Below are 22,128 nucleotides of genomic sequence, written 5' to 3'. Positions count from 1 at the left end.
TTTCGGGGTTAGCGGAGCAGGGTGAAGAGCATCGCCGCGGCGCCGATGCCGAAGGCCAGGATCACCGCGCCGCCGATGTAGTCCTGCAGCTTGCCGTTGACCGTCGATGCCGTATGGCGGCCTATGCCGCGCACGCCGAGGGCGCTGCCGTCCAGGATGCCGTCGATGACGAGCTGGTCGCAGTAGTTGGCTTCCTTGGCGCGTTCCAACAGGCCGCCCAGGCCGACCTTCCGGTAGATTTCGCTCCACCATGCGTCGACCACGGCGAAGGGGTACTGGCAGAAGAACAGGAAGATCCTGCCGATCCAGATGTAGAAGAACTCGAAGTCCAGGTTCTGCTTGGCCGCCGGCGTGAGGCGCCCCACCATGAGGGCGAAGCCCAGGCCCGTGAAGCCGAGCAGGATGGAGATCTGCAGCACGTGCCACGGCGTGTAGGGCACGTAGTCGGCTTCGAAGGGCAGCAGCGAGTACAGCAGCTGCGGCTGGATGCCGATGATGAAGCACAATGCCGCGCCCAGGCCCATGGCCACGTACATGTTGGCCGGGATGGGGGTGATGGGCCGGGTCATGTCGTCGGGCTTGGCGTAGAAGGCGAAGTACGGGAGCTTCAGCCCGACGGACAGGAATGTGCCGATGGAGGCCAGTTCAAGACCCAGCGCCAGCCAGGTGCGGTGCGCCTCGGCGGCTCCGGCTATGACCATGGTCTTGGACACGAAGCCCGAGAAGAGCGGCATGCCCGAGATGGACACGGCCGCGACCATGTACAGCACGAAGACCCAGGGCAGACGGCGGACCAGGCCGCCGAGCTCGGACAGTTTGGCCGTGCCCGTGGCGTACAGCAGCGCGCCCGTGGTCATGAACAGCAGGCCCTTGTAGATGATGTGGGCGTAGGCGTGGGCGCAGGCGCCGTTCAGGGTCAGCTGGGAGGCGATGCCGATGCCGGCGACCATGTACCCGACCTGCGAGACGATGTGGTAGGACAGGATGCGCCGGGCGTTGTTCTCAATGGTGGCGTAGCAGACGCCGTAGATGGCCATGATGGTCCCGCCGATGGCCAGGACCTCGAAGCCCGAGAACCCGCGCAGCAGGACGTACACGGCCGTCTTGGTCGTGTAGGCCGACATGAACACCGCGCCGGTGATGGTCGCCCTGGGGTAGGCGTCGGGCAGCCAGGCGTGCAGGGGCACGACGGCGGCGTTGACGCAGAAGCCGGCCAGGATGAGGTAGTCGTACCATTGGGCCGAGGCCGGGATGATGGCTTCGAAGGCGAAGCTGCCCGTGGCCTGGTGCCGGATCAGCATGCCCGCCAGGAGCATGAGCCCGCCCAGGGTGTGGAACAGGAAGTAGCGGAAGCCCGCCGCCGTCGAGCGCGGGGCTCGGTTCAGCCAGATGAGCATGGTCGAGGCGATGCTCATCAGTTCCCAGAAGAGGAACAGGGTCAGGTAGTCGCCGGCGAAGACGCAGCCGAAGCCGCCCGCCACGTACAGGTTGGCAGCCACGTGCTGGGCCCTGTCCTTGAGGTGCAGGGCGTAGATGAAGCCGATGACCGACTGGATGGCGAAGACGTGGGCGAAGACGATGGACAGCGTGTCGACCCTGCCCGTGGTCAGAATCTGCCCGAGGTAGTGGATGACCCCGTGCGTGCCCGTGGGCATGGTCAGGACCGATGCGACGGCCATGAGGGCCGGGATGGGCAGGAGCCAGCGGTATTTGTCCGTCCTGATGAGCGGGATGAGCAGCGCCGCGATCAGGAACGGGACGGAGGGGTGCTGGAAGCTAGCGGTCATAGTAGCCCTCCTTCTTGCCCAGGAAGGTGTGGGCGGCCCCCTTGCAGATCCGGACCATGGCGACCGTGGCGACCAGCGCGAACACGGCCCAGTAACCAGGTTTTTCCTCACCCGCGAAGTGCGGGTGATGCGGGTAGATGAGGACGTTCAGCCCGACCAGAAGGACCATGATCCCGTACATGACCTTTTTCCAGAAGCCGAGGTTTTGACGGGCCTTGCCCAGAAGTTCGCCAAGCGTGCTTGTTTCCATGGCTACCCTCGAAATCCCGTGAAAATGTTGATGAAACCGAAGAAGAGTTGCGGATAGAAGCCCAGGAGCACGCTGATGCAGGCCGTGATGGTCAGGGGGATGACCATGGTCATGGGGGCTTCGGAGTAGTGGTCGTAGTCAACCGTCGGGTCGGGGGCCATGAAGAAAGCCCTGTAAATGATCGGCGTGAAGTATCCGGCATTGAGAATCGTGCTGCCGAGGAGCGCGCAGAGGATGATGATCTGGTGGGCCTGCATCGCCCCGTTGATCAGATACCATTTGGACACGAACCCGCAGACCGGCGGCATGCCGATCATGGACAGGGAGGCCAGGGAGAACATGGCGAAGGTGATGGGCATCTTGCGCCCGAAACCGCCCATGAGGCTGATCTTCTTGTTGTGCGTGGCCACGTAGATGGCGCCGGCCGCGAAGAAGAGGGTGATCTTGGAGAAGGCGTGGTGCGCGATGTGGGCCAGGCCGCCCGTGACCGCGTCGGGCGTGAGCATGGTCACGCCGATGATCACGTAGGACAGCTGGCTGACGGTGGAGTAGGCCAGCCGGGCCTTGAGGTCGTCCTTGGTCAGGGCGATGATCGACGCCACGACGATGGTGAAGGCGGCCAGATAGGCCGTGGGGATGCCCAGGTTCAGGGCGTTCATGGTCTCGAGGCCGAAGCCCGAGAGGATGATCCGGCTGACCGAGAAGACGCCCGCCTTGACCACCGCCACCGCATGCAGCAGGGCCGAGACCGGCGTGGGCGCGACCATGGCCGAGGGCAGCCAGTTGTGGAACGGCATCAGCGCCGCCTTGGCCAGGCCTGCGATGTAGAGCACGTAGGTCAGCTGCACCAGAAAGGGGTCGGCGTCGGCCGGGAAGATGCCCTTGACCACGTCGCCGAGCTGGAAGTCGAGGGTGCCGCAGATCACGTAGGTCAGGACCATGGCCGGGAGCAGGAAGAGCTTCGACGTGCCCATGAGGTAGACCATGTACTTGCGCGCACCGCTGAATCCTTCTTCATCCTGATGATGGGCGACCAGCGGGTACGTGAAGATGGAGATGATCTCGTAGAACAGGTAGAGGGTGAAGATATTCGCGCTCATGGCCACGCCCACCGCCCCGAAGATGGCGATGGCGAAGCAGAAGTAGTAGCGCGTCTGGGCGTGCTCGTTCAGGCCGCGCATGTAGCCGATGTTGTAGCTCGTGGCCAGGAACCACAGGAAGCTGGCCACGATGCCGAAGATCATGGTCAGTCCGTCGGCGCAGAGCTTGACGGTGATGCCCGGCAGGATGGTGAACACGGTCAGGGTCTTGATCTCGCCGCCGAGCACGCCCGGGACGAGGGAGAGCATGAAGCCGAAGGTCAGGGCCGCGGCGACAAAGGAGACCGCTTCGCGGGTGTTCGGGGTTTTGCGGAACATCCAGATGCCCAGAGGAGCGAGGCCCGTGACGATGAGGGGGAGGAGGAGTGCCGGTGTGTCCATTTAGTCCCTCAGTGTGGCGATGGTGTCGGTTTCCACGGAGCCGAAGCGCCGCAGCACAACCAGGATGATGGCCAGGACCAGGGTCGCCTCGGCGGCGGCCAGCCCCATGATCAGAAGCGATGAGAGCTGCCCGAGGACGTCGTCGGCCGGGGTCAGCTTGGCCGAGGCGACGATGGACAGGCCCGCGCCATTCAGCAGCAGTTCGACGCTGATGAGCATGCCTACGAGGGTCTTGCGCTGGACGAGGCCGAAAAGGCCCAACCCCAGGAGCGCAAGCCCCGCCAGATGAAAGAGAAAGAGCGAGTTCATGCTTCCTCCCTCCGTTTGAAGCCAAGCAGCACGGCCCCGGCCATGGCCACCAGGAGCACCACGGAAATGAGCTCGAAGGCCAGCCCGTAGGTGCCCAGGAGCCCCTGCCCCAGTTCCTTGATGCCCGTTTCGGCGGGCACGTCCACGGTCTGCGTGAACGCCTTGAAGCAGACCGCGCCCAGCAGGGCCACCGGAGCGGCCGCGGCCACGAAGGCCATGGGCCTGCGCCGCGACGTGGCCCGCTCCTCGCCGCCCGCCGGCGGGCGGGTCAGCATGATGGCGAAGAAGATCAGGACGCTGATGGCGCCGACGTAGATGAGCAGCTGCATGAGGCCCACGAAGGGGGCGTTCATGAGGAAGTACATGCCGGCGACACCGAACATGGCCGCCACCAGGCCGACCAGGGCCCGGACCAGGTTCGGGTTGGTCACGGCCGTGAACCCGCCGCCGACGATGATGGCCAGGTACATGGCGTAGGCGAATAATGCGAGTGTTTCCATAATCATTCCGCCTTATTGACGTGTTTTGGCAGCCGTGAGCGCAACCGGGCGACGAGGTCGAACTGGAAATCCTGCCGTGAATACCCCGCAATGTTGATGTTCTGCGAGAAACGGATGGCGCTTGCGGGGCATGACATCACGCATTGCCCGCACAGGGAGCAGAGGGTGAAGTCCAGCCGGAAGGTTTCGGGGTCCTTGGGCGCCTTGGGCTTGACGCCCTGTTCGACTTCCTCGGGTGTCGGCGCCGGGGCCTTCTTCTTGGTCACGGTGATGCAGTTCGAGGGGCAGGCTTTGGCGCACGTGCCGCAGGAGATGCAGCGCGGAGTCAGGGGATCGTCATCCTCGGGAATCAGCTCGATGTGGCCCCGAAACGTCGCCAGATTGTCCACTTCCTGACGGGGGTAGTGGATGGTCACGTTGGGCTGCAGAAAGTATTTCCCGGTGATGTTCAGGCCGACGACGAGGGACCACATGCCCCGGGCCGCGCGCTTGATTTCTTCGAGTCTGTACACGCGACGCCTCCTAGAGTTTGACGATGACGGTGACGTACACCAGGTTCACCAGGGCCAGGGGCACGAGCCACCGCCAGCACAGGTTCAGGAGCTGGTCGAAGCGCACCCGGGGGTAGGTCCAGCGGATCTGGATGATGAGGAAGATGAGGGCGTACATCTTGAGCAGGAACCACCACCAGCCGGGGGCGAAGGGGCCGTTCCAGCCGCCCAGGAAGAGCACGGTGGCCACGGAGCAGACCACGACCATGTTGGCGTACTCGGCCATGAAGAAGAGGCCGAAGCCCATGCCCGAGTATTCGGTGTGGAAGCCCGCCGTCAGTTCGCTCTCGGCCTCGGGGAGGTCGAAGGGGGCGCGGTTGGTCTCGGCCAGGGCGCAGATGAAGTAGATGATGAAGCCCAGCGGGTTGACCAGGGCGTTCCACTGCCAGGGCAGGGCGCCCTGACCGGCGGAGATGGTGGCCAGATCCAGGCTGCCGGTCATGAAGGCGACCGAGAGCACGGACAGGAGCAGGGGAATCTCGTAGGCCACGTTCTGGGCCACGGAACGGGCCGCGCCCAGGAGGCTCCACTTGTTGTTGGAGCCCCAGCCGGCCAGGCACAGCGAGAGCACGCCGAACCCGGCGAAGGCCAGGATGAGCACGATGCCCAGATCGAGCTTCAGGGCCACGAGGTTCGGGCCGAAGGGGATGGGCAGCATGCACAGGGCCACGGGCATGAAGCACATGATGGGCGCCAGCCAGAAGATGACCGGGTCGGCGTCCTTGGGCGTGGTCAGCTGCTTGCCCATGAGCTTGAGGCCGTCCACCAGGGGTTGGAGTATGCCGTGGGGGCCCACTTCGTAGGGGCCGGGGCGGCGCTGGACATGGCCGGCGATTTTTCGCTCGGCGTAGACCAGGGCCAGGGCGTTCAGGGCCACGAAGACCAGGATGCCCACCAATGCCACGAGGATGCGCAGGAGTTGCGGGTCGATCATCGGTCAATCTCCGGGATGACGAGGTCGAGGCTGCCCAGGATGGATACGGCGTCGGCCAGGAGCGTGCCCTGGCTCAGTTCCGCGAACAGGCTCAGGTTGGAGAAGCTCGGGGCGCGCAGCTTGACGCGGTAGGGGCTCCCGCCCCCGTCGCTCTGCAGGTAGCAGCCGATCTTGCCCCGCGCCCCTTCCGCGGCGAAGTAGACCTCGCCGGCCGGGACTTTCGGCTTCTTGGGCATCTTGGCCTGGATGTCGCCCTCAGGGATCTGGGCCACGGCCTGCTCGACGATGTTCAGGCTCTGTTCGAGTTCCTGCATGCGCACCAGATACCGGCCTAAGGCGTCGGTGCGAGGGCTGGAGGGGATGGTGAAATCCAGGTCCGGATAGACGGAATAGGGCTCGGCCCGGCGCACGTCGTAGGCCACGCCGCTGCCGCGCAGGACCGGGCCCGTGGCGCCGTAGCGCACGGCCATGTCCACGGGGATGTGCCCGATGTCCTCGACACGGCCGAGAAGGATGAAGTTGTCCGTGACCAGGGACTTGTACATGGGCAGACGGTCGCGCAGCCGCGCGATGAAGCGGATGATGCGTTCCTTGAGCGCGTCGTTCATGTCAGCGACCACGCCCCCGAAGGTGAAGGACGCGTAGGTCAGCCGGGAGCCGGTCATGTCCTGGAGGATGTCCAGAAGCTCCTCGCGGTCGTCGAATGCGTAGAGGATGGGAGTGAAGGCGCCCAGGTCCAGGAGGTAGGCGCCCCACCAGAGCAGGTGCGAGGAGATGCGGTTCAGTTCGCAGGTGATGACGCGCAAGTACTCGGCCCGCGGCGTGGGCGGGGTGTCGCCGAGTTTCTCCACCGCGCCCACGAAGGCCCAGTTCCAGGCCAGGGCGTGCAGGTAGTCCACGCGGCCCATGTTGGTGATGAACTGGGCGTAGGTTTTCGCTTCCGCCATCTTCTCGTGCATGCGGTGTATGTATCCGAGCACGGGGTCGGCGCGCAGGATGTACTCGCCGTCAATCTCCAGCATGACCCGCAGGACGCCGTGCGTCGAAGGGTGTTGAGGTCCCATGTTCAGGATGAGGGTGTTGTCCTGTTTTCCTTGTTCGAAATGTTGCGTGTAGAATCCGCGCTCGGCGATCTGTTCCTTGGTGAACATCATGCCTCCTCCGGGGTTGCCGGGGCCTGGGCCCAGGGAAAGAGCGTGGCCAGGGGGACCTTGCCGCCGTCCTGCTTTCTGAGCGGCGGCGTCTGGGCGTCGGGCGGCAGGAGCAGGGGGATGAGGTTTGGGTGCCCGGCGAAGGTCGTGCCGAAAAAGTCGAAGCACTCCCGTTCGTGCCAGTCGGCCCCGGGAAAGATGTCGGCGATGGAGTCGAAGGCGTTGTCGGTGCTGAGCGCCATGCAGGAGATGCGGCCCGGCCGGCCGAAGCGGTCGAAGTGGTAGATGGCCAGGGTTCCTTCCTGCACCTCGCACACGCTGACGTCTTCCAGATGGTAGCCTGCGGCCCGGCAAAGCTGCGCGGCGCTGCGGATTTGTTCTGGTGCGATGAGCGCCGCGAAGGTCAGGCCCGTGCGGCCGGGGTCCTGGACCGCGGAATACAGGCAGGGCAGGGTTTCGAGGAAGTGTACGCTCATGGCTCGATCCCTCCCGGGGCCTCGGGCCACCAGCGTTTTCCGGTGATCTTCTCCTGCAGCAGGAACAGGCCTTCCAGCAGTCCCTCCGGGCGCGGCGGACAGCCCGGGACGTAGACGTCCACGGGCACGAGCGTATCCACGCCCTCGACCACGTTGTAGTTGTGCTCCCCGGCAAAGGGGCCGCCGGAGATGGCGCAGTTGCCCATGGCGATGACGTACTTGGGCGCCGGCATCTGCTCGTACAGGCGCACCAGGGCCGGGGCCATCTTGCGCGTCACGGTGCCGGCCACGATCATGAGGTCCGCCTGGCGCGGCGAGGGCCGGAAAACCTCGGCTCCGAAGCGCGAGATGTCGAAACGGGCCATGCCGGCGGCCATCATCTCGATGGCACAGCAGGCCAGGCCGAAGGTCATGGGCCACAGGGACATGGCCCGGCAGATGTCGAGCACCTGCTGCGCCGGCTTCAGGTTGAGCAGCGGCGGTTCGAGGTCGGTTACCGCCGGGGCGATACGCGGATTCGTCTGGGCCATGAGAACACTCCTTTGCTGGAAAAATAGAAGATCGCGGCGAAGAGCACGGCAATGAAGACGAGGACCTGCCAGAAGGGAACCCACCCGGCGGTGTCGGGGTACGTGGTGGCCACCGGGAAGAGGTAGAGGACGTCGACGTCGAAGGCGAGGAAGATGAGGGCGTAGAAGTAGAAGGTCAGGCCGAATTGCACCCACGCCTGCCGCCCGTGCACCGGAATGCCGCATTCGTAGGACTCGGCGAAGGCGCCCCCTCTGGCCTTTGGGGCCAGCAGGAGAGACACGACAATGGGCCCGAGGGCGAAAGCCAGGCCGGCCGCCAGGAATGCCAGGATCGAGACGTTCATCCAGCTGAAGACCATAGGAGACCTCTTCTGTTTGAATACATCAATAAAAACAGATTATTGCAGATTAATACATCCACAGCGATTTCCCACGCGGGATGACCCGAGTCCAGAACTGCCTGATATGCCGAAGGATGTGTTCGCTGGAACGCAGGAAGGACTGTCACGACGGAAAGCCGTTACAGTCCTTTTTCAGGGCAAAGGGGGTGAAGGAGTGTCGATGTCGCCGTAATGAGTTGTCAAAACGGCAGTGAACGATGTCGTGAAATGAAGACGCGGGCGGAACTGGATGCTGTTCGCGCCGCAAGAAAGCCGCGAGGCTTTGCGGATGGGACGACACATAAATAACTCCCCGCCTCAAAAAAAGAGGCATGAACCATGAGGAGGCCTCACGCCAAAGGGAGGTCTCCTTTCGATGCTTACGAGGTTAGCTGACGGGCTCGGGTCGAAAGGTCCCCTACGCATGTGCGATTCGCCCCAAAGAATTGGGTCCCCCGCTTCCGCCATCGGCGGAACTCAGCAGTGTTGTGAGTCACATAGATTTGGTGTTTTTGAAAGTCAAATAATATTGATGCATACGTAGTATGAATATAATTTTCCGATTGAAATAATTGAATATAATGTTATATGCCGCCGCGCTGTTGAACAAGTGATCAATTTGTGGCCAGTCCTTGGGGTGTCTTGCTTGCCTTTTGTCGATATCTGTGCCGCTATGCGAACAATAATAGCGGCTTCACCCTGTCGACTTTGGGCTTTCAGAGACAAATTTGTAGACGAATGGTCTTTCAAGGCTGCACCTGAAAGTTTCAAGAGTGAACGGTTCGCCAATGAGAAAAAGCTGCGGTTTCGGGCTGAGTTCCCCTGCTTCCGCTTCTTTTCTGTACAAGAAAATTTGTAGAACGTAGAGAGCTGCCACCGCATTGAGCGCATTTTTGAGGTTGGCTTCAGCGAAGTGTTCTTGGCGTTCATACTTCACTTTTGTATATGCTCTCCACCAAAGTGGTTGCGTGTCAACCCTCCATTTGTTCCACGGTGTCAAGGTCAAGCCGAATCTTGGCATATGTACCTTGACCGCGCTGAATTCGGGATGATGCTTCGTGATAATTGCTTTGTAATTTCCGATATTGTCTGCAGATAATTTGTTTTCTATGGTATTGCAGTATTTTTTTGCGATAACATCAATTTCTGAAGCGGATGCAAAAAGTATGCGGCCAAGCTCTATGGAATAACTCGAAAAGTTTGGCTCGGAAATTTCCAAAAATCTGGAGAGTTGTAAAATATCGTTCTCAAGAGCAATAAAGTAGTTCCAGTGTATGGCCGTCTGTTTTTGCGAAATCATTGTCAGTCTCTCTCTTTTGAATTTTTGCGATATCCTTGCGGGAGATAAGGTCCCCCGCAAGGAATAAGAGAACTCAAAATCGATTTTTCCAGACTAACGTGATTCGTAAAACCAGAATACGAAGAAAATAAACCCGGCAATAGCCATGAATTTCAGCAATGTCGGGATGCTTTCGCGTAAACTGTAGTTCTTGGGGGTGTAGTCGACTTCCTGGCCTGATATAGGCGAGGAGGCGCAATCGTGGCGCGGAGTGTTGTCTTTTGGCATAAAGCCTCCTTCATTCAATGAAATAAGGTTCACCACCGACATCAATCAGCATCGGTGGTAAAAAACGGAACGCTTATTTTAGAGTATGGAACGAGGAGGTGCGCGGCTGGAAATAGCTTTGAAGCTAATTTTTCGGACAAAGCGATCAATGGCTTCAAAAACTGAAAATGTAAGGAATGGGGTCGAAACGATCGGGACTTGATCGGGAATTACGGCGTCGTAAAATGTTCTGTCTGAAGATTTGGGGTTTGTTCTCTGCACAAGCTCGACAGACCCGATTGTCGACTCCGCGATGCTGGGGGCGAAATGATCCGTCTTGGATCTTTGCTCAAAAGAAGGTACGGAAGCCGGGCCATAATCATGGACTACCGACGGTGTGCAGAACACCAGCAGCAGAGAAATAGCTAATCGTAATATGTCGTCAAAGCGTGTGGTCATTCGATTTTACATAGAAGATATTACGAATCGATTCTTGGCTCGGATACTCATCATCAACGGCTCCATGGCCTGAAGCACGCGATCTTTTTCATGGTGATGCGGTGCGATGATGCTTCACGGCACATTTCAACGCCGGTGAACCATTTGGCTCGGGTTGTCAACATTGGCGCTCAGGCATTGACGATACGGCGGGATGAGCCGAGATGAAGATGTATGTTCGTGATAGCCGAAAAGGTGGGGGCTGCTCTCCCCTGCCGTTCCGGCAAGGCAGAGGGCACATGATCGATATTCACTGCCACATGCTTCCCGGCATTGATGACGGGCCCGGAACGATGGACGACGCGGTGGCCATGGCGCGAATTGCCGTGGACGACGGCATCGACGGGGCGATCTGCACCCCGCATTGGCACCCGATGATCTGGCCCAACGATCGCGCGGAAATTGTCCATGCCGTTGCGCGGTTTCAGACCCGCCTTCTGCACGAAGGGGTCGCATTCAGGGTTTGGGCGGGGAGCGAACTCAGCATGGATGCAAGCCTCGATGCAGGCCTCGATGGGGGGCTGCTCCAAACGCTCAACGGCGGCCCGTGGGTATTGCTCGAACTTCCGGGATATGCGCCGCCTCCGGGTATCGAAGACCATTTGCAGAGTTTGCGCCGGCGTGGCTACCATGTGGTACTGGCGCATCCCGAGAGATACGACTACGTCCGGCGCGATCCGGCCAGGCTTTACGACTGGGTGTCCATGGGTGTGGCCGTACAGATCACGGCCTCCAGTGTCCTGGGTCGTCTGGGGCCGGAAATGGCGGCGCTGTGCAGGCGACTTCTGGAGCACCGTCTGGTGCATTTCCTGGCCAGCGACAGCCATGGCGTCCGTTCGCGCCGTCCGCTGCTACGACAGGCCGTGGACGTAACGGGGGACGTGCTCGGGGAGCGGGAGGCCCGGCGCCTGGTCGATGACCATCCGCTCTCCCTGCTCCGCGGCGAACCGCTTGACCTGCGCGAGTATGCGGCGATTGCCCCCTTGCGCAGGAAACGGTCGTGGTTCCGGTTCCTGCTGGAAAGGGAGTGATCCGGCTGGACACTGCGGCGCGGCTGCGAGGACGTTGGAGCGCGCCGCCCGCGCCAAGCGCCTGGAGCGCTACTTCAGGAGACGGTTGATGATGTCCTTGTACTTCTTCTCGATGACGTGGCGCTTCTTCTTGAAGGAGTTGGTCAGTTCCTCGCCCAGGGTGAACTCCTTGTCCAGGAAATGGATGTTCTGGAGCTTCTCGTAGGGCTTGAAGCCTTTCTTGGCGTTCAGGAGCTTGTTCATCTCCTCGCGCAGGCGGTCCAGGAGCTGCTTGTCCTTCAGGGCGGACTCGGTCTCGTCCAGGACCTGGTTGTACTTCTCGTAGACGAACTCCCGCAGCTTTTCGAGGTCAGGCACGATGAGGGCGCCCAGGCCCTTCTTGTCCTGGCCCACCAGCACGGCGTCCTGGACAAAGGGGAACATGGACAGGGTGGCCTCGATGTTGGTCGGGTCCACGTTCTCGCCGCTGGCCAGGACGATGATCTCCTTGGCCCGGCCGGTGATGACCAGTTCGCCTGTCAGGGTCAGTTTGCCCAGGTCGCCCGTGCGCAGGAATCCGTCGAGGGTGAAGGCAGTGGCGTTGGCCTCGGGGTTGTTGTAGTAGCCCTTGAAGACTTGGGCCCCGCGGACCTGGATTTCGCCCTCCGTTCCGTTCGGCACGACCTCGCCCTGGTCGTCCACGATGCGCAGTTCCGTCTCGGCCACTGCCGGGCCGATGGTCCCGAAGACATCGCAGTTGAAGCCACGGCCGGCGATGCCCGGCGAGCACTCGGTCATGCCGTAGGCGTTGACGATGCGGATGCCGATGGCGTCGATCCACTCGTCCAGATAGGCCGGCAGGCTGCCGCCGCCGCTGATGGCCGCCTTGAGCCGGCCGCCGAACTTGTCCTGCACCAGGGTGAATTTCTTCTGGGCCAGGAGGTAGGGCAGGAAGAGGAAGACGTTCTCCACCGCGGCGCGGACCTTGACCGCCAGACGGACAGGGAAGGCCTTCTTCTCGAAGACCGGCAGTTGGTCGCGCAGGACGCGCCTGTTGCGGCGGTAGGCGGCCGAAACCCGGACCAGCAGGTTGAATATCTTGGCCTTTTTCGGGTCCTTCTTCTTCAGTCCGGCCGTGATCTTGGAGTAGAGGGACTCCCAGATGCGCGGCACCGTGGCCACCTGGGTGGGCTTGTACGTCTCCAGGTCGGAGGCGAAGGTGCGGATGGACGAGTAGACCAGGCAGCTGCCCTTGGCCACGGAGAGGTATTCGGCCGTACGCTCGAAGATGTGCCAGGTCGGCAGGATGGAGACCCACACGTCATCGGGTTGCAGCCTGATGAGCGGCGGCAGGGTGCGCACGTTGTGCATGATGTTGGAGTGGGTCAGCATGACGCCCTTGGGCGTGCCCGTGGTTCCCGAGGTGTAGATGATGGTCAGCAGGTCGTCGGGGGTGATATTGGCGGCCAGGCCCTTGAACCACTCGATGTCGCGCGGCTCGATGGTCCTGTCCTTGAGGAGATCGCTGTAGGTCACGGCCTTGTCGAACCAGGAGTGCTTCTCCTCGCCGGCGATGATGAAAAGCCCCTTGGGCTTCAGGGTTTTGATCAGGGACTGGCAGTTCTTGTAGAGCTTCTCCGTTTCGAGGATGAGGAACTCCGCCCCGGAATGGGTGACGATGAACTCGACCTCGCTCGGCGGCGTATCGGACCCGCGCGGCACGCTCACGGCGCCTAGGGCCTGCAAGGCCATGTCCGTGACGATCCAGGAGTAGCGGTTGTCGGACAGCAGGAAGACCTTGTCGCCGCGGCGGACCTTGTGGGCCTTGAAGGCGCGGGCCAGGATGAGCACGTCTTCGAAGAACTTCTCGTAGGTGACTCTGAACTCGTCCTCGCCCACGCGGTAGATGAAGGCGAGGTTGTCCCGGTGCGTCGAGCAGCTCTCCAGGAAGGTGTGGAATAACGTCGGGGCAAAGGCCATGGCTGTTCTCCAAGGGAAAATGGGGTCAATCCTTTTAGGCGAGGGCGGACCGCAAGGCAAGTCGGGTTTGTGCGTACCCGTTCAGGCTTTTTTCGCCGCGGAAATCTTTCGCATGCGCAGGTTCAGGATCTCCACCAGCAGGGAGAAGCTCATGGCGAAGTAGATGTAGCCGCGGTCGATGTGCTTGCCCATGCTCTCGGCCACCAGGAATACGCCGATGAGAATGAGGAAGGACAGGGCCAGGATCTGGATGGTCGGCTGGCGCTTGACGAACCCGCTGACCGTGTCGGCGAAGAGGAGCATGACGGCCACTGCGGCCACCACCGCCGCGATCATGACGGAGATGTTGTTGGCCATGCCCACGGCCGTGATGACGGAATCAAGCGAAAAGATGATGTCGAGGAACATGATCTGGGTCACGGCCGAGACGAACCCGAGGGTTTTGCGCAGGCGCACGTCCTCCTCGGGCCGGTGTTCCAGTTTCTCGTGAATCTCGAAGGTGGCCTTGGCGATGAGGAAGAGCCCACCGCCCAGCAGGATGATGTCGCGGCCGGACACGGCATGCTCCATGACCGTGAAGAGGGTGGCCGTGAGCCCCATGACCCAGGTGATGGCGAACAGCAGTCCGATGCGGGTCAGCATGGCCAGGGCCAGGCCGATCTTGCGCGCCTTGGCCTGCAGGGCCTCGGGCAGGTTATTGGTGATGATGACGATGAAGACGATGTTGTCGATGCCCAAGACGATCTCGAGGCTGGCCAGGGTCAGGAAGGCGATGATGCTTTGCGGTTCGAACATGGGGCTGCCCTTGGGTTGCGGTGCGATGCGTTTTTGTAGGTGAAGGAATGCCTCAAATCAAGGGACGTGGGGTGTCCGGACTTCCAAGGCATGGCCGACTCTGCTATCTGCCGGTAGCGGGGAAAGCCCCGACCGCTTCGACATCTTCCATCCGCCGGAGGGCCGATGCTTCTCGACGAAAAACCCTATTCCTTCGACCGCGTCGTGCGCATGGCCCTGTCCGTGGGCCTGGTCTGGGCCATCATCTCGGCCCTGGGCTACCTGAGCGACGTGCTCGTGCCTTTCGCCGTGGCCCTGATCCTGGCCTACATCATGAATCCGCTCGTGCTCCGGGTGCAGGGCGTTGTAAAAAGCAGGAGCGTGGCCATCGGCCTGACTCTGCTTCTCTTCGTGCTGGTCGTGGTCGGGATATTCCTTATCGTGGTGCCCCTCATGGGGCGGGAAATGGCGCACATGGGCCGCCTTATCTCCGAACTGGTCAGCAATTCCAAGCTGGCCGAGGCCGCAGCCAGGCGCCTGCCCCCCGACGTCTGGCAGGCCCTGCGGGACTACTTCAACACGCCGGAAGTCCAGAACTTCTTCCGCACGGACAGCTTCATCTCCATGGCCCAGGCCGCCCTGCGCAGGCTCCTGCCCGGCATCATGGGGTTCATCTCCGGCACCTACAGCGTGATCATGGCCCTGGTCGTGCCCGGCGTGGTCTTCATGTACCTCATCTTCCTGCTCCTGGACTTCCAGAAGGTCCGCGTGGTCTGGAAGGAGATGATCCCCGCCCCGTACCGGGCGGGCGTGGTGTCCTTCGTGGAGGAGTTCGACCTGGCCATGAGCCGCTATTTCCGCGGCCAGATCTTCATCTCCGGGGCCCTGTGCGTGGTCTTCGCCACGGGTTTCTTTCTCATCGGGCTGCCCCTGGGCATTCTGCTCGGCATCATGCTCGGCGTCATGAGCCTGGTGCCGTACCTGCAGGTCCTGGGCGCCATCCCGGCCGTCATGGTCGCGGCCATCCACGCCTTGGAGACGGGGCAGTCCTTCTGGATCGTCCTGGGCCTGACGGGTGTGGTCTTCGTGGCCGCGCAGGTCGTGCAGGACGTCATCCTCGTGCCGCGCATCATGGGCAAGGCCATGGGCCTCTCCCCGGCCGTGATGCTCCTGTCCCTGTCCATCTGGGGCAAGCTCCTCGGGATGCTCGGCCTTCTGATCGCCCTGCCCATGACCTGCCTGGTCCTGGCCTACTACCGGCGGTTGGTCCTGGCCCAGGAGGAGGCGATCCTCCTGCCCGAAGGGGAGGAGGGACCATGAGCGGACGCATCCCGGACATGCGCGCCATGCGCGACTTTCTCAAGGACGACCTGCGCCTTTTGCTCGACTTCTCCCGCTCGGACCAGAACCGGGGCGTGGCCCCGCCGCCCGTGCAGAAGCCGGCGCGGCCCGGTCAGCGCGTTTCTCTCCTGCCTCCCGACCCGGTCGGGGCCTTCGCCGGGCGCATGGACCTGACCCGGGCCCTGGCCGGGCGCAAGAGCCACCGGGCCTGGCGCGACGAACCCGTCAGCCTGGACGAACTGGGCTTCATGCTCTGGGCCGTGCAGGGCGTGCGTCGCAAGGGCGGGGCCGCCAGCGTGTTTCGCACCGTGCCTTCGGCCGGCTGCCGCCACGCCCTGGAGACCTACGTCGCGGCCAGGGATTGCACGGGGCTTGAGCCCGGCCTGCACCGCTACCTGCCTCTGGACCATGCCCTGGTCCTGGAGCGCGAGGCCGGGCCGGATTTCACGGCCCGCCTGCACGAGGCCGCCCTCATGCAGACCTTCGTGCCCCGCGCGCCCCTGACGTTCATCTGGACGACCATCCCCTACCGCATGGAGTGGCGCTACATGGAAGCCGCCCACAGGGTCATCGCCCTGGACGCCGGCCACGCCTGCCAGAACCTCTACCTCGCCGCCCAGGCCGCCGGATGCGGCACCTGCGCCGTGGCCGCCTTCCACCAGCGGGCCATGGACGAGTTCCTGGGCGTGGACGGGGAGGACGAGTTCGCCCTCTACCTCGCCCCCGTAGGCAAGGTCTGACGCCCGGCGTCCCGGCTTTCCGTGTGCGGCATTCCGCGCAAGGCCCTGATTTTCCGGCGCTGAGACGCGTCTGGACAATCGGGTGGTTTCCCACTACGTGTCGGGCGTCTGACCACCCAACCCATCTCCCCCCGACACATGGCACTCATCAGCGCAAGCAACCTGACCCTGTCCTTTTCCGGACCGCCCCTGCTGGACGACATCAGCCTGCAGATACACCCCGGCGAACGCATCTGCCTTCTGGGCCGCAACGGCGAGGGCAAGTCCACCCTCATGCGCGTCCTGGCGGGCGAACTGTCCCCAGACGCTGGCGAGGTGGGCTGGAGCAAGGGGCTGACCATGGCCTCCCTGCCCCAGGAAGTGCCCGCCGACCTCGCTGGCAGCATCTACGACGTCGTGGCCTCGGGGGCGGGGGAGGCGGGACGGTGCCTGGCCGCCCTGCGTCACGAGGGCGAGGCGGGCGCGGACCATGAGCTGCTTGAACGCGCCCACCGCCTGCTCGACGAACAGGCCGGCTGGAGCCTGACGCGGCGCATCGACACCGTGCTGACCCATCTGGGCCTGGCGCCCGACGCGCCCTTCGCGTCCCTGTCGGGCGGCGGCAAGCGCAAGACCCTGCTGGGCCGCGCCCTGGCCGCGGAGCCAGACATCCTCTTCCTGGACGAGCCCACCAACCACCTCGACATCGAGGCCATCGGCTGGCTGGAGGAGTTCCTGGTCAAGGAGCCGCGCACGCTCTTCTTCGTCACCCACGACCGCATGTTCCTGCGCCACGTGGCCAACCGCATCCTGGAGCTGGACCGCGGGCAGCTCGTGGACTGGGCCTGCGACTACGACACCTTCCTGCAGCGCAAGGCCGACGTGCTGGCCACGGAAGAGACCCTGTGGCGCAAGTTCGACCAGAAGCTCAAGGAGGAGGAGATCTGGATCCGCAAGGGAGTCAAAGCCCGCCGCACGCGCAACGAGGGCCGCGTGCGGGCCTTGAAGGCCATGCGCCTGGAGCGCAGGCAGCGCCGCGAGCGCACGGGCAACGTGGCCATGCAGATCCAGGAGGCGAACACGTCCGGCAAGCTGGTGCTGGAGGTCAAGGGCATTTCCTACGGCTGGGGCGAGGCCCCGGTCATCCGCGACTTCTCGGCCAACATCATGCGCGGCGACAAGGTCGGCATCGTCGGCCCCAACGGCGCGGGCAAGACCACGCTCCTGGGGCTGCTGCTGGGCGAGCTGACCCCGCAGTCCGGCGAGGTCCGCCAAGGCACCAACCTGGAGGTGGCCTACTCGGACCAGATGCGCTCCATCCTCGACGAGACCAAGACCGCCCGCGACATCGTCGGCGACGGCTCGGACTACGTGGATGTGAACGGCAACCGCCGCCACGTCATCGGCTACCTCAAGGATTTCCTCTTCACCCCCGACCGCGCCCAGACGCCCGTCAGCGTGCTCTCGGGCGGCGAGCGCAACCGCCTGCTCCTGGCCCGGCTCTTCACCCGGCCCTGCAATGTCCTCGTCCTCGACGAGCCGACCAACGACCTGGACCAGGAGACCCTGGAACTGCTGGAGGAGCTCATCGGCGAGTTCGCCGGCACGGTGCTCGTGGTCAGCCACGACCGCGAATTCCTGAACAACACCGTGACCTCCTGCTTCGTCTTCGAGGGCGAGGGCAGGGTCGTGGAGTACGCCGGCGGCTACGACGACTGGCTGGCGCAGCGGCCACAGCCCGATGAGCCCGAGGCAGTCCAGCCCAAGGCGGTGAAGCCCAAGGCCGCCAAGACGCGCAAGCTGACCTGGAAGGAGAACCAGGAGCTCGAGGCCCTGCCCGGCCGCATCGAAGACATGGAAGTCGAGGTTTCGGCCCTGCAGGAGCGCATGAACGCCCCCGATTTCTACACCAACGACCACACCGTCGTGGCCGCCGAGGCCGCCCGGCTGGAGGCCCTGGAGGCCGAACTGGACGCCCTGCTGACCCGCTGGGACGAGCTCGAAGAGCTGCGATCTCTGTGCGAATCTTAAGGCTTTGGTTGAAATATGGAAATTTCCCTGACCACACCGGCCCTGCTCTTCCCGACCATCTCCCTGGTCCTCTTGGCCTATACCAACCGTTTCCTGGCCCTTGGCTCGCGCATCCGCACCCTGCACGACCGCTACCAGGCCAGCCACGGTCCCTCCATCCTGGCCCAGATCGAGAGCCTGCGCCTGCGGGTCAACCTCATCCGCCTCATGCAGCTGTACGGGGTGCTGAGCCTTTTTCTGTGCGTCCTGTGCATGTTCTGCCTTTTCGCCGGTTTTGTCTTTCTCGGTAAGATCCTCTTCGGGCTGAGCCTTGTGGCCATGCTGATCTCCCTGGGACTGTCCACTCGCGAGATCCACATTTCCACGCAGGCCCTGAACATCCAACTGGAGAGCCTGAGCCTCTCGCAGGGGGACGACAATGCACGCTAAGTTTGGAGAGCTGAGGGATTTCATCTGCCGCAAGTGCGGCCTCTACGGCATGGTCGACGTCATCGGCATGGAGTTCGACTACGACCGCGACTCGGGCGTCCTTTTCGACGTCGTCGACGACTCCGACGGCCGCCACCGCGGCGACCAGATCGTCTGCGACTGCGGCTGCGAGTGCTTCGACATGCACGTGCAGGGAGCGGCCAGATGAACGACATGCTGCGCATCATGGCGCCTGCGGCCATGCAGGAACTCGGCCTGGTCTGGCGCCGCGAGGGGCTGACGGTCGGGCTGGTCCCGACCATGGGCTACTGGCACGAGGGGCACTTGAGCCTCATGCGCTGGGCCCGGGAGCACTGCGACGTCCTGGTGGCCTCCATCTTCGTCAACCCGACCCAGTTCGGCCCCGGCGAAGACCTGGAGAACTACCCGTCGGACCTTGAGCGCGATTCCGACCTGGCCCGCGAGGCCGGCGTGGACGCGCTCTTCACTCCGGTCCGTGACGACATGTACGCGCCGGACCACGGCACCTGGGTTACGGTGCCGGAACTGACCACGAACCTCTGCGGCCGTTCCCGGCCCATCCATTTCCGGGGTGTGGCCACGGTGGTCTGCAAGCTTTTCAACCTGGTCCAGCCGACTTTCGCCGTGTTCGGGGAGAAGGACTGGCAGCAGTTGGCCGTGATCCGCAAGATGACGCGCGAACTGGACATCCCCGTGCGCATTGAGGGCCGTCCCATCATGCGCGAGGCCGACGGGCTGGCCATGAGCTCGCGCAATGTCTATCTGACTCCCGAAGAGCGCGCCGTGGCCCCGCACATCCGCAAGGGCCTCCTCCTGCTGGAGGACCTCGTCCGCTCCGGCGAGTCCGACGCCGCCGCCCTGAAAGGGGCCGTGGAGAAATTTTATGAGGCGCACATCCCCATGGGGCGTCTCGATTACCTGGAACTGGTGGACCCCGCGACCATCGAGACGGTCGAGCGGGTCCGGGCCGATGTCCTTGCCGCCGTGGCCCTGCGCCTGGGCAAGGCTCGGCTCATCGACAACATTCATATAGCCTTCGAGAGATAAATGCCTTTACGTACGTTTCTGCAGGCCAAGCTGCACCGGGCGACCATCACCGGCGCCGAGGTCGATTACGAAGGGTCCGTGGCCATCTGCCCGGACCTCATCCGCGCCGCCGGGTTCCACCTCAACGAGCGCGTGGACATCTACAACGTGGACAACGGCGAGCGCCTGTCCACCTACGTCATCCTCGGCGAAAAGGGCGAGATCTGCCTGAACGGCGCCGCGGCCCACAAGGGCAGCCGCGGGCAGAAGGTCATCATCGCCTCCTACGTGCAGCTGACCCCGGACGAGATTCCCGGCCATGAACCGGTCGTGGTCCTGGTCGGTCCGGACAACGAAATCACGAAAACGAACGGAGACAGCAGATGAAAACCCTGAACGACTTCCTCCGGATGAAGAAGGACGGCGAAAAGATCGTCATGCTCACGGCCTACGACTACCCGTCGGCCAGACTCGCGGAGGAGGCCGGGGTGGACGTCATCCTGGTGGGCGATTCCCTGGGCATGGTCGTGCTCGGCTACGATTCCACCGTGCCCGTGACCATGGCCGACATGATCCACCATACCCGGGCCGTCCGGCGTGGAGCAGGGAAGACCTTCGTCGTCACCGACATGCCCTTCCTGAGCTACCAGATATCCCCGGCCCAGGCCCTGGAGAACGCGGGGCGGCTGGTGCAAGAGGGCGGTTGCGAGGCCGTCAAGGTCGAGGGCGGGGAGGAGATCGCCGACCAGGTCCGGGCCCTGACGCGGGCCGGCATCCCGGTCTGCGCCCACGTGGGCCTGACGCCGCAGTCGGCCACGGCCCTGAGCGGGTACAAGGTGCAGGGACGCACGGCCGAGGCGGCCAACAAGCTCCTGCGCGACGCCCTGGCCCTGGAAGAGGCCGGGGCCTTCATGATCGTGCTCGAATGCATCCCCGTGCAGGTCGCGCAGCTCGTGACCGGCCGCCTGTCCATCCCGACCATCGGCATCGGCGCGGGCGCGGCCTGCGACGGCCAAGTGCTGGTCTGGCACGACACCCTGGGCATGTTCGACCGCTTCACGCCCAAGTTCGTGAAGAAGTTCGAGACGCTGGGCGTCAAGGCCAAGGATGCCGTCGGGGCGTACGCCCGCGAGGTGCGGGAAGGGACGTTCCCCGGCCCGGAGCACACCTTCACCATGAACGAGGCCGAGTTGAAGCGGATTTACGGGGACGGCTGAGACTGTCCTTTTGTCGCGTTCGCTGCTAGGCTGCGCGCAGATTTTCGGCATATACCGCCAGGAGGAACCTATGCTGCCCAAGATCAACCGCCGGCAATGGTCGCGCCACGAGAAGCAGTATTTGGTGCAGATATCCACGTCCCTCGCGGCCGGCTCGGTTCCGGCCACGGTTTCCAATTTCAGCCGGGGAGGGCTGTGCTTCCTGCACACCGAGGCCCTGGACAAGGGGGCGAGCGTCATGATCCGCCTGCCGCAGGACCTGATCGGCCTGGCGCGCGACGTGCGGGCCAAGGTCAAATGGTGCGTGCCGTCCCGCAGCGGAGGCTACGCCGTCGGGGTGCAGTACGTTGAACCCCTGCGCTGGACCCGCTACGAGTGAGGCTTTGCGCCGGCTTCGGCGCGTTGCAGGCGGAAAGGAATCCCCCGGGAGAGGAATTTCCCGCGGGGATTTTTTCATGTGCACGGATTTCGCGGTGAGAAGCGGGGAGGTGGAAGCGGCCGGACAGGCGTTGATTCCCGAGAAAAGGCATGGATTCCCGCCTTCGCGGGAATGACGCCTCCCTGGGGTGGTATTCGGCGTATTTTCCTGGCGGCACCCTTCCGCATTACCACGGTGTCATCCCCGTGCAGACGGGGATCCATGAATTCTGAAACCTTGAAGGCATGGATTCCCGCCTTCGCGGGAATGACGCCTCCCTGGGGTGGTATTCGGCGTATTTTCCTGGCGGCACCCTTCCGCATCACCACGGTGTCATCCCCGTGCAGACGGGGATCCATGAATTCTGAACCTCGAAGGCATGGATTCCCGCCTTCGCGGGAATGACGCCTCCCTGGGGTGGTATTCGGCGTATTTTCCTGGCGGCACCCTTCCGCATCACCACGGTGTCATCCCCGTGCAGACGGGGATCCATGAATTCTGAAACCTTGAAGGCATGGATTCCCGCCTTCGCGGGAATGACGCCTCCCTGGGGTGGTATTCGGCGTATTTTCCTGGCGGCACCCTTCCGCATTACCACGGTGTCATCCCCGTGCAGACGGGGATCCATGAATTCTGAACCTCGAAGGCATGGATTCCCGCCTACGCGGGAATGACGCCTCCCTGGGGTGGTATTCGGCGTATTTTCCTGGCGGCACCCTTCCGCATCACCACGGTGTCATCCCCGTGCAGACGGGGATCCATGAATTTT

Annotated in this window: 25 protein-coding genes and 1 riboswitch; of the genes, 10 read left to right on the top strand and 15 right to left on the bottom strand. The window is 63.1% G+C overall.

Annotation, left to right across the window (positions count from 1 at the left end; translation table 11 throughout):
* Nucleotides 1–8 precede the first annotated feature (8 nt).
* From ACYQ3G_RS11725 to ACYQ3G_RS11665, 13 genes are all read right to left on the bottom strand, one after another.
* Nucleotides 9–1,787, bottom strand: a complete 1,779-nt coding sequence (locus ACYQ3G_RS11725) for a Na(+)/H(+) antiporter subunit D (RefSeq protein WP_459826003.1) — start codon at nt 1,785–1,787, stop codon at nt 9–11.
* Nucleotides 1,777–2,037, bottom strand: coding sequence for a hypothetical protein (locus ACYQ3G_RS11720; RefSeq protein WP_459826002.1), 261 nt, complete (start codon nt 2,035–2,037; stop codon nt 1,777–1,779). Before ACYQ3G_RS11720 ends, ACYQ3G_RS11725 begins: the two co-directional genes overlap by 11 nt.
* A 2-nt stretch (nt 2,038–2,039) precedes the next feature.
* Entirely contained in the window at nt 2,040–3,518 is a 1,479-nt protein-coding gene (locus tag ACYQ3G_RS11715; protein ID WP_459826001.1) for a monovalent cation/H+ antiporter subunit D family protein, read from the bottom strand.
* On the bottom strand, nt 3,519–3,827 hold the full coding sequence (nuoK, locus tag ACYQ3G_RS11710; protein ID WP_028578204.1) for an NADH-quinone oxidoreductase subunit NuoK: 309 nt from the start codon (nt 3,825–3,827) through the stop codon (nt 3,519–3,521). It lies immediately after the preceding gene.
* Entirely contained in the window at nt 3,824–4,327 is a 504-nt protein-coding gene (locus ACYQ3G_RS11705) for an NADH-quinone oxidoreductase subunit J family protein (protein ID WP_459826000.1), read from the bottom strand. The genes nuoK and ACYQ3G_RS11705 overlap by 4 nt, the downstream gene beginning before the upstream one ends.
* Nucleotides 4,328–4,329: 2 nt before the next feature.
* Entirely contained in the window at nt 4,330–4,839 is a 510-nt protein-coding gene (locus ACYQ3G_RS11700) for a 4Fe-4S binding protein (protein WP_459825999.1), read from the bottom strand.
* A 10-nt stretch (nt 4,840–4,849) separates the two neighbouring features.
* On the bottom strand, nt 4,850–5,812 hold the full coding sequence (gene nuoH, locus ACYQ3G_RS11695) for an NADH-quinone oxidoreductase subunit NuoH (protein ID WP_459825998.1): 963 nt from the start codon (nt 5,810–5,812) through the stop codon (nt 4,850–4,852).
* Nucleotides 5,809–6,966: an NADH-quinone oxidoreductase subunit D gene (locus ACYQ3G_RS11690; protein ID WP_459825997.1), complete on the bottom strand. Its 1,158-nt coding sequence runs from the start codon at nt 6,964–6,966 to the stop codon at nt 5,809–5,811. The genes nuoH and ACYQ3G_RS11690 overlap by 4 nt, the downstream gene beginning before the upstream one ends.
* Nucleotides 6,963–7,439, bottom strand: a complete 477-nt coding sequence (locus ACYQ3G_RS11685; protein ID WP_459825996.1) for an NADH-quinone oxidoreductase subunit C — start codon at nt 7,437–7,439, stop codon at nt 6,963–6,965. Before ACYQ3G_RS11685 ends, ACYQ3G_RS11690 begins: the two co-directional genes overlap by 4 nt.
* On the bottom strand, nt 7,436–7,969 hold the full coding sequence (locus tag ACYQ3G_RS11680) for an NADH-quinone oxidoreductase subunit B (RefSeq protein WP_459825995.1): 534 nt from the start codon (nt 7,967–7,969) through the stop codon (nt 7,436–7,438). Before ACYQ3G_RS11680 ends, ACYQ3G_RS11685 begins: the two co-directional genes overlap by 4 nt.
* Nucleotides 7,933–8,328: an NADH-quinone oxidoreductase subunit A gene (locus ACYQ3G_RS11675; RefSeq protein ID WP_459825994.1), complete on the bottom strand. Its 396-nt coding sequence runs from the start codon at nt 8,326–8,328 to the stop codon at nt 7,933–7,935. Before ACYQ3G_RS11675 ends, ACYQ3G_RS11680 begins: the two co-directional genes overlap by 37 nt.
* A 383-nt stretch (nt 8,329–8,711) precedes the next feature.
* A riboswitch (cyclic di-AMP (ydaO/yuaA leader) is annotated at nt 8,712–8,842 on the bottom strand.
* A gap of 201 nt (nt 8,843–9,043) precedes the next feature.
* Nucleotides 9,044–9,649 (bottom strand): hypothetical protein, encoded by a 606-nt coding sequence (locus ACYQ3G_RS11670; RefSeq protein WP_459825993.1) that lies wholly within the window; start codon nt 9,647–9,649, stop codon nt 9,044–9,046.
* Nucleotides 9,650–9,742: 93 nt separating this feature from the next.
* On the bottom strand, nt 9,743–9,916 hold the full coding sequence (locus tag ACYQ3G_RS11665) for a hypothetical protein (protein WP_459825992.1): 174 nt from the start codon (nt 9,914–9,916) through the stop codon (nt 9,743–9,745).
* 716 nt (nt 9,917–10,632) lie between these two features.
* On the opposite strand from ACYQ3G_RS11665, the gene ACYQ3G_RS11660 reads away from it, so the two are divergent.
* Nucleotides 10,633–11,424, top strand: a complete 792-nt coding sequence (locus ACYQ3G_RS11660; protein WP_459825991.1) for a tyrosine-protein phosphatase — start codon at nt 10,633–10,635, stop codon at nt 11,422–11,424.
* A gap of 69 nt (nt 11,425–11,493) precedes the next feature.
* On the opposite strand, the gene ACYQ3G_RS11655 is transcribed toward ACYQ3G_RS11660, so the two are convergent.
* Complete coding sequence (locus ACYQ3G_RS11655) at nt 11,494–13,383, bottom strand: AMP-dependent synthetase/ligase (protein ID WP_459825990.1); 1,890 nt, start codon at nt 13,381–13,383, stop codon at nt 11,494–11,496.
* Nucleotides 13,384–13,464: 81 nt separating this feature from the next.
* Entirely contained in the window at nt 13,465–14,178 is a 714-nt protein-coding gene (locus ACYQ3G_RS11650; protein WP_459825989.1) for a TerC family protein, read from the bottom strand.
* A 165-nt stretch (nt 14,179–14,343) separates the two neighbouring features.
* Between ACYQ3G_RS11650 and ACYQ3G_RS11645 the strand changes: the two genes are divergently transcribed.
* The 9 genes from ACYQ3G_RS11645 (at nt 14,344) to ACYQ3G_RS11605 (ending at nt 21,320) form a co-directional block, all read left to right on the top strand.
* Nucleotides 14,344–15,477 (top strand): AI-2E family transporter, encoded by a 1,134-nt coding sequence (locus ACYQ3G_RS11645; protein ID WP_459825988.1) that lies wholly within the window; start codon nt 14,344–14,346, stop codon nt 15,475–15,477.
* Complete coding sequence (locus ACYQ3G_RS11640) at nt 15,474–16,238, top strand: SagB/ThcOx family dehydrogenase (RefSeq protein WP_459825987.1); 765 nt, start codon at nt 15,474–15,476, stop codon at nt 16,236–16,238. Before ACYQ3G_RS11645 ends, ACYQ3G_RS11640 begins: the two co-directional genes overlap by 4 nt.
* 138 nt (nt 16,239–16,376) lie before the next feature.
* Nucleotides 16,377–18,248 (top strand): ATP-binding cassette domain-containing protein, encoded by a 1,872-nt coding sequence (locus ACYQ3G_RS11635; protein ID WP_459825986.1) that lies wholly within the window; start codon nt 16,377–16,379, stop codon nt 18,246–18,248.
* A 15-nt stretch (nt 18,249–18,263) separates the two neighbouring features.
* The gene (locus ACYQ3G_RS11630) at nt 18,264–18,677 is read left to right on the top strand and encodes a DUF2721 domain-containing protein (RefSeq protein ID WP_459825985.1); all 414 of its coding nucleotides are present in this window, start codon (nt 18,264–18,266) and stop codon (nt 18,675–18,677) included.
* A complete protein-coding gene (locus tag ACYQ3G_RS11625) occupies nt 18,667–18,885 on the top strand; it encodes a hypothetical protein (protein ID WP_459825984.1) in 219 nt (72 codons plus the stop codon). The genes ACYQ3G_RS11630 and ACYQ3G_RS11625 overlap by 11 nt, the downstream gene beginning before the upstream one ends.
* A gap of 5 nt (nt 18,886–18,890) precedes the next feature.
* Nucleotides 18,891–19,745: a pantoate--beta-alanine ligase gene (panC, locus tag ACYQ3G_RS11620; RefSeq protein WP_459828317.1), complete on the top strand. Its 855-nt coding sequence runs from the start codon at nt 18,891–18,893 to the stop codon at nt 19,743–19,745.
* Nucleotides 19,746–20,111 (top strand): aspartate 1-decarboxylase, encoded by a 366-nt coding sequence (panD, locus tag ACYQ3G_RS11615; protein ID WP_459825983.1) that lies wholly within the window; start codon nt 19,746–19,748, stop codon nt 20,109–20,111.
* A complete protein-coding gene (panB, locus tag ACYQ3G_RS11610; protein WP_459825982.1) occupies nt 20,108–20,941 on the top strand; it encodes a 3-methyl-2-oxobutanoate hydroxymethyltransferase in 834 nt (277 codons plus the stop codon). Before panD ends, panB begins: the two co-directional genes overlap by 4 nt.
* A 70-nt stretch (nt 20,942–21,011) precedes the next feature.
* The gene (locus ACYQ3G_RS11605) at nt 21,012–21,320 is read left to right on the top strand and encodes a PilZ domain-containing protein (protein ID WP_459825981.1); all 309 of its coding nucleotides are present in this window, start codon (nt 21,012–21,014) and stop codon (nt 21,318–21,320) included.
* Nucleotides 21,321–22,128: the final 808 nt, after the last annotated feature.

It is taken from the genome of Desulfomicrobium salsuginis (assembly GCF_054657795.1).
The sequence above is the reverse complement of the archived record's forward strand: the minus strand, read 5'-3'. Positions and strand labels throughout refer to the sequence as shown.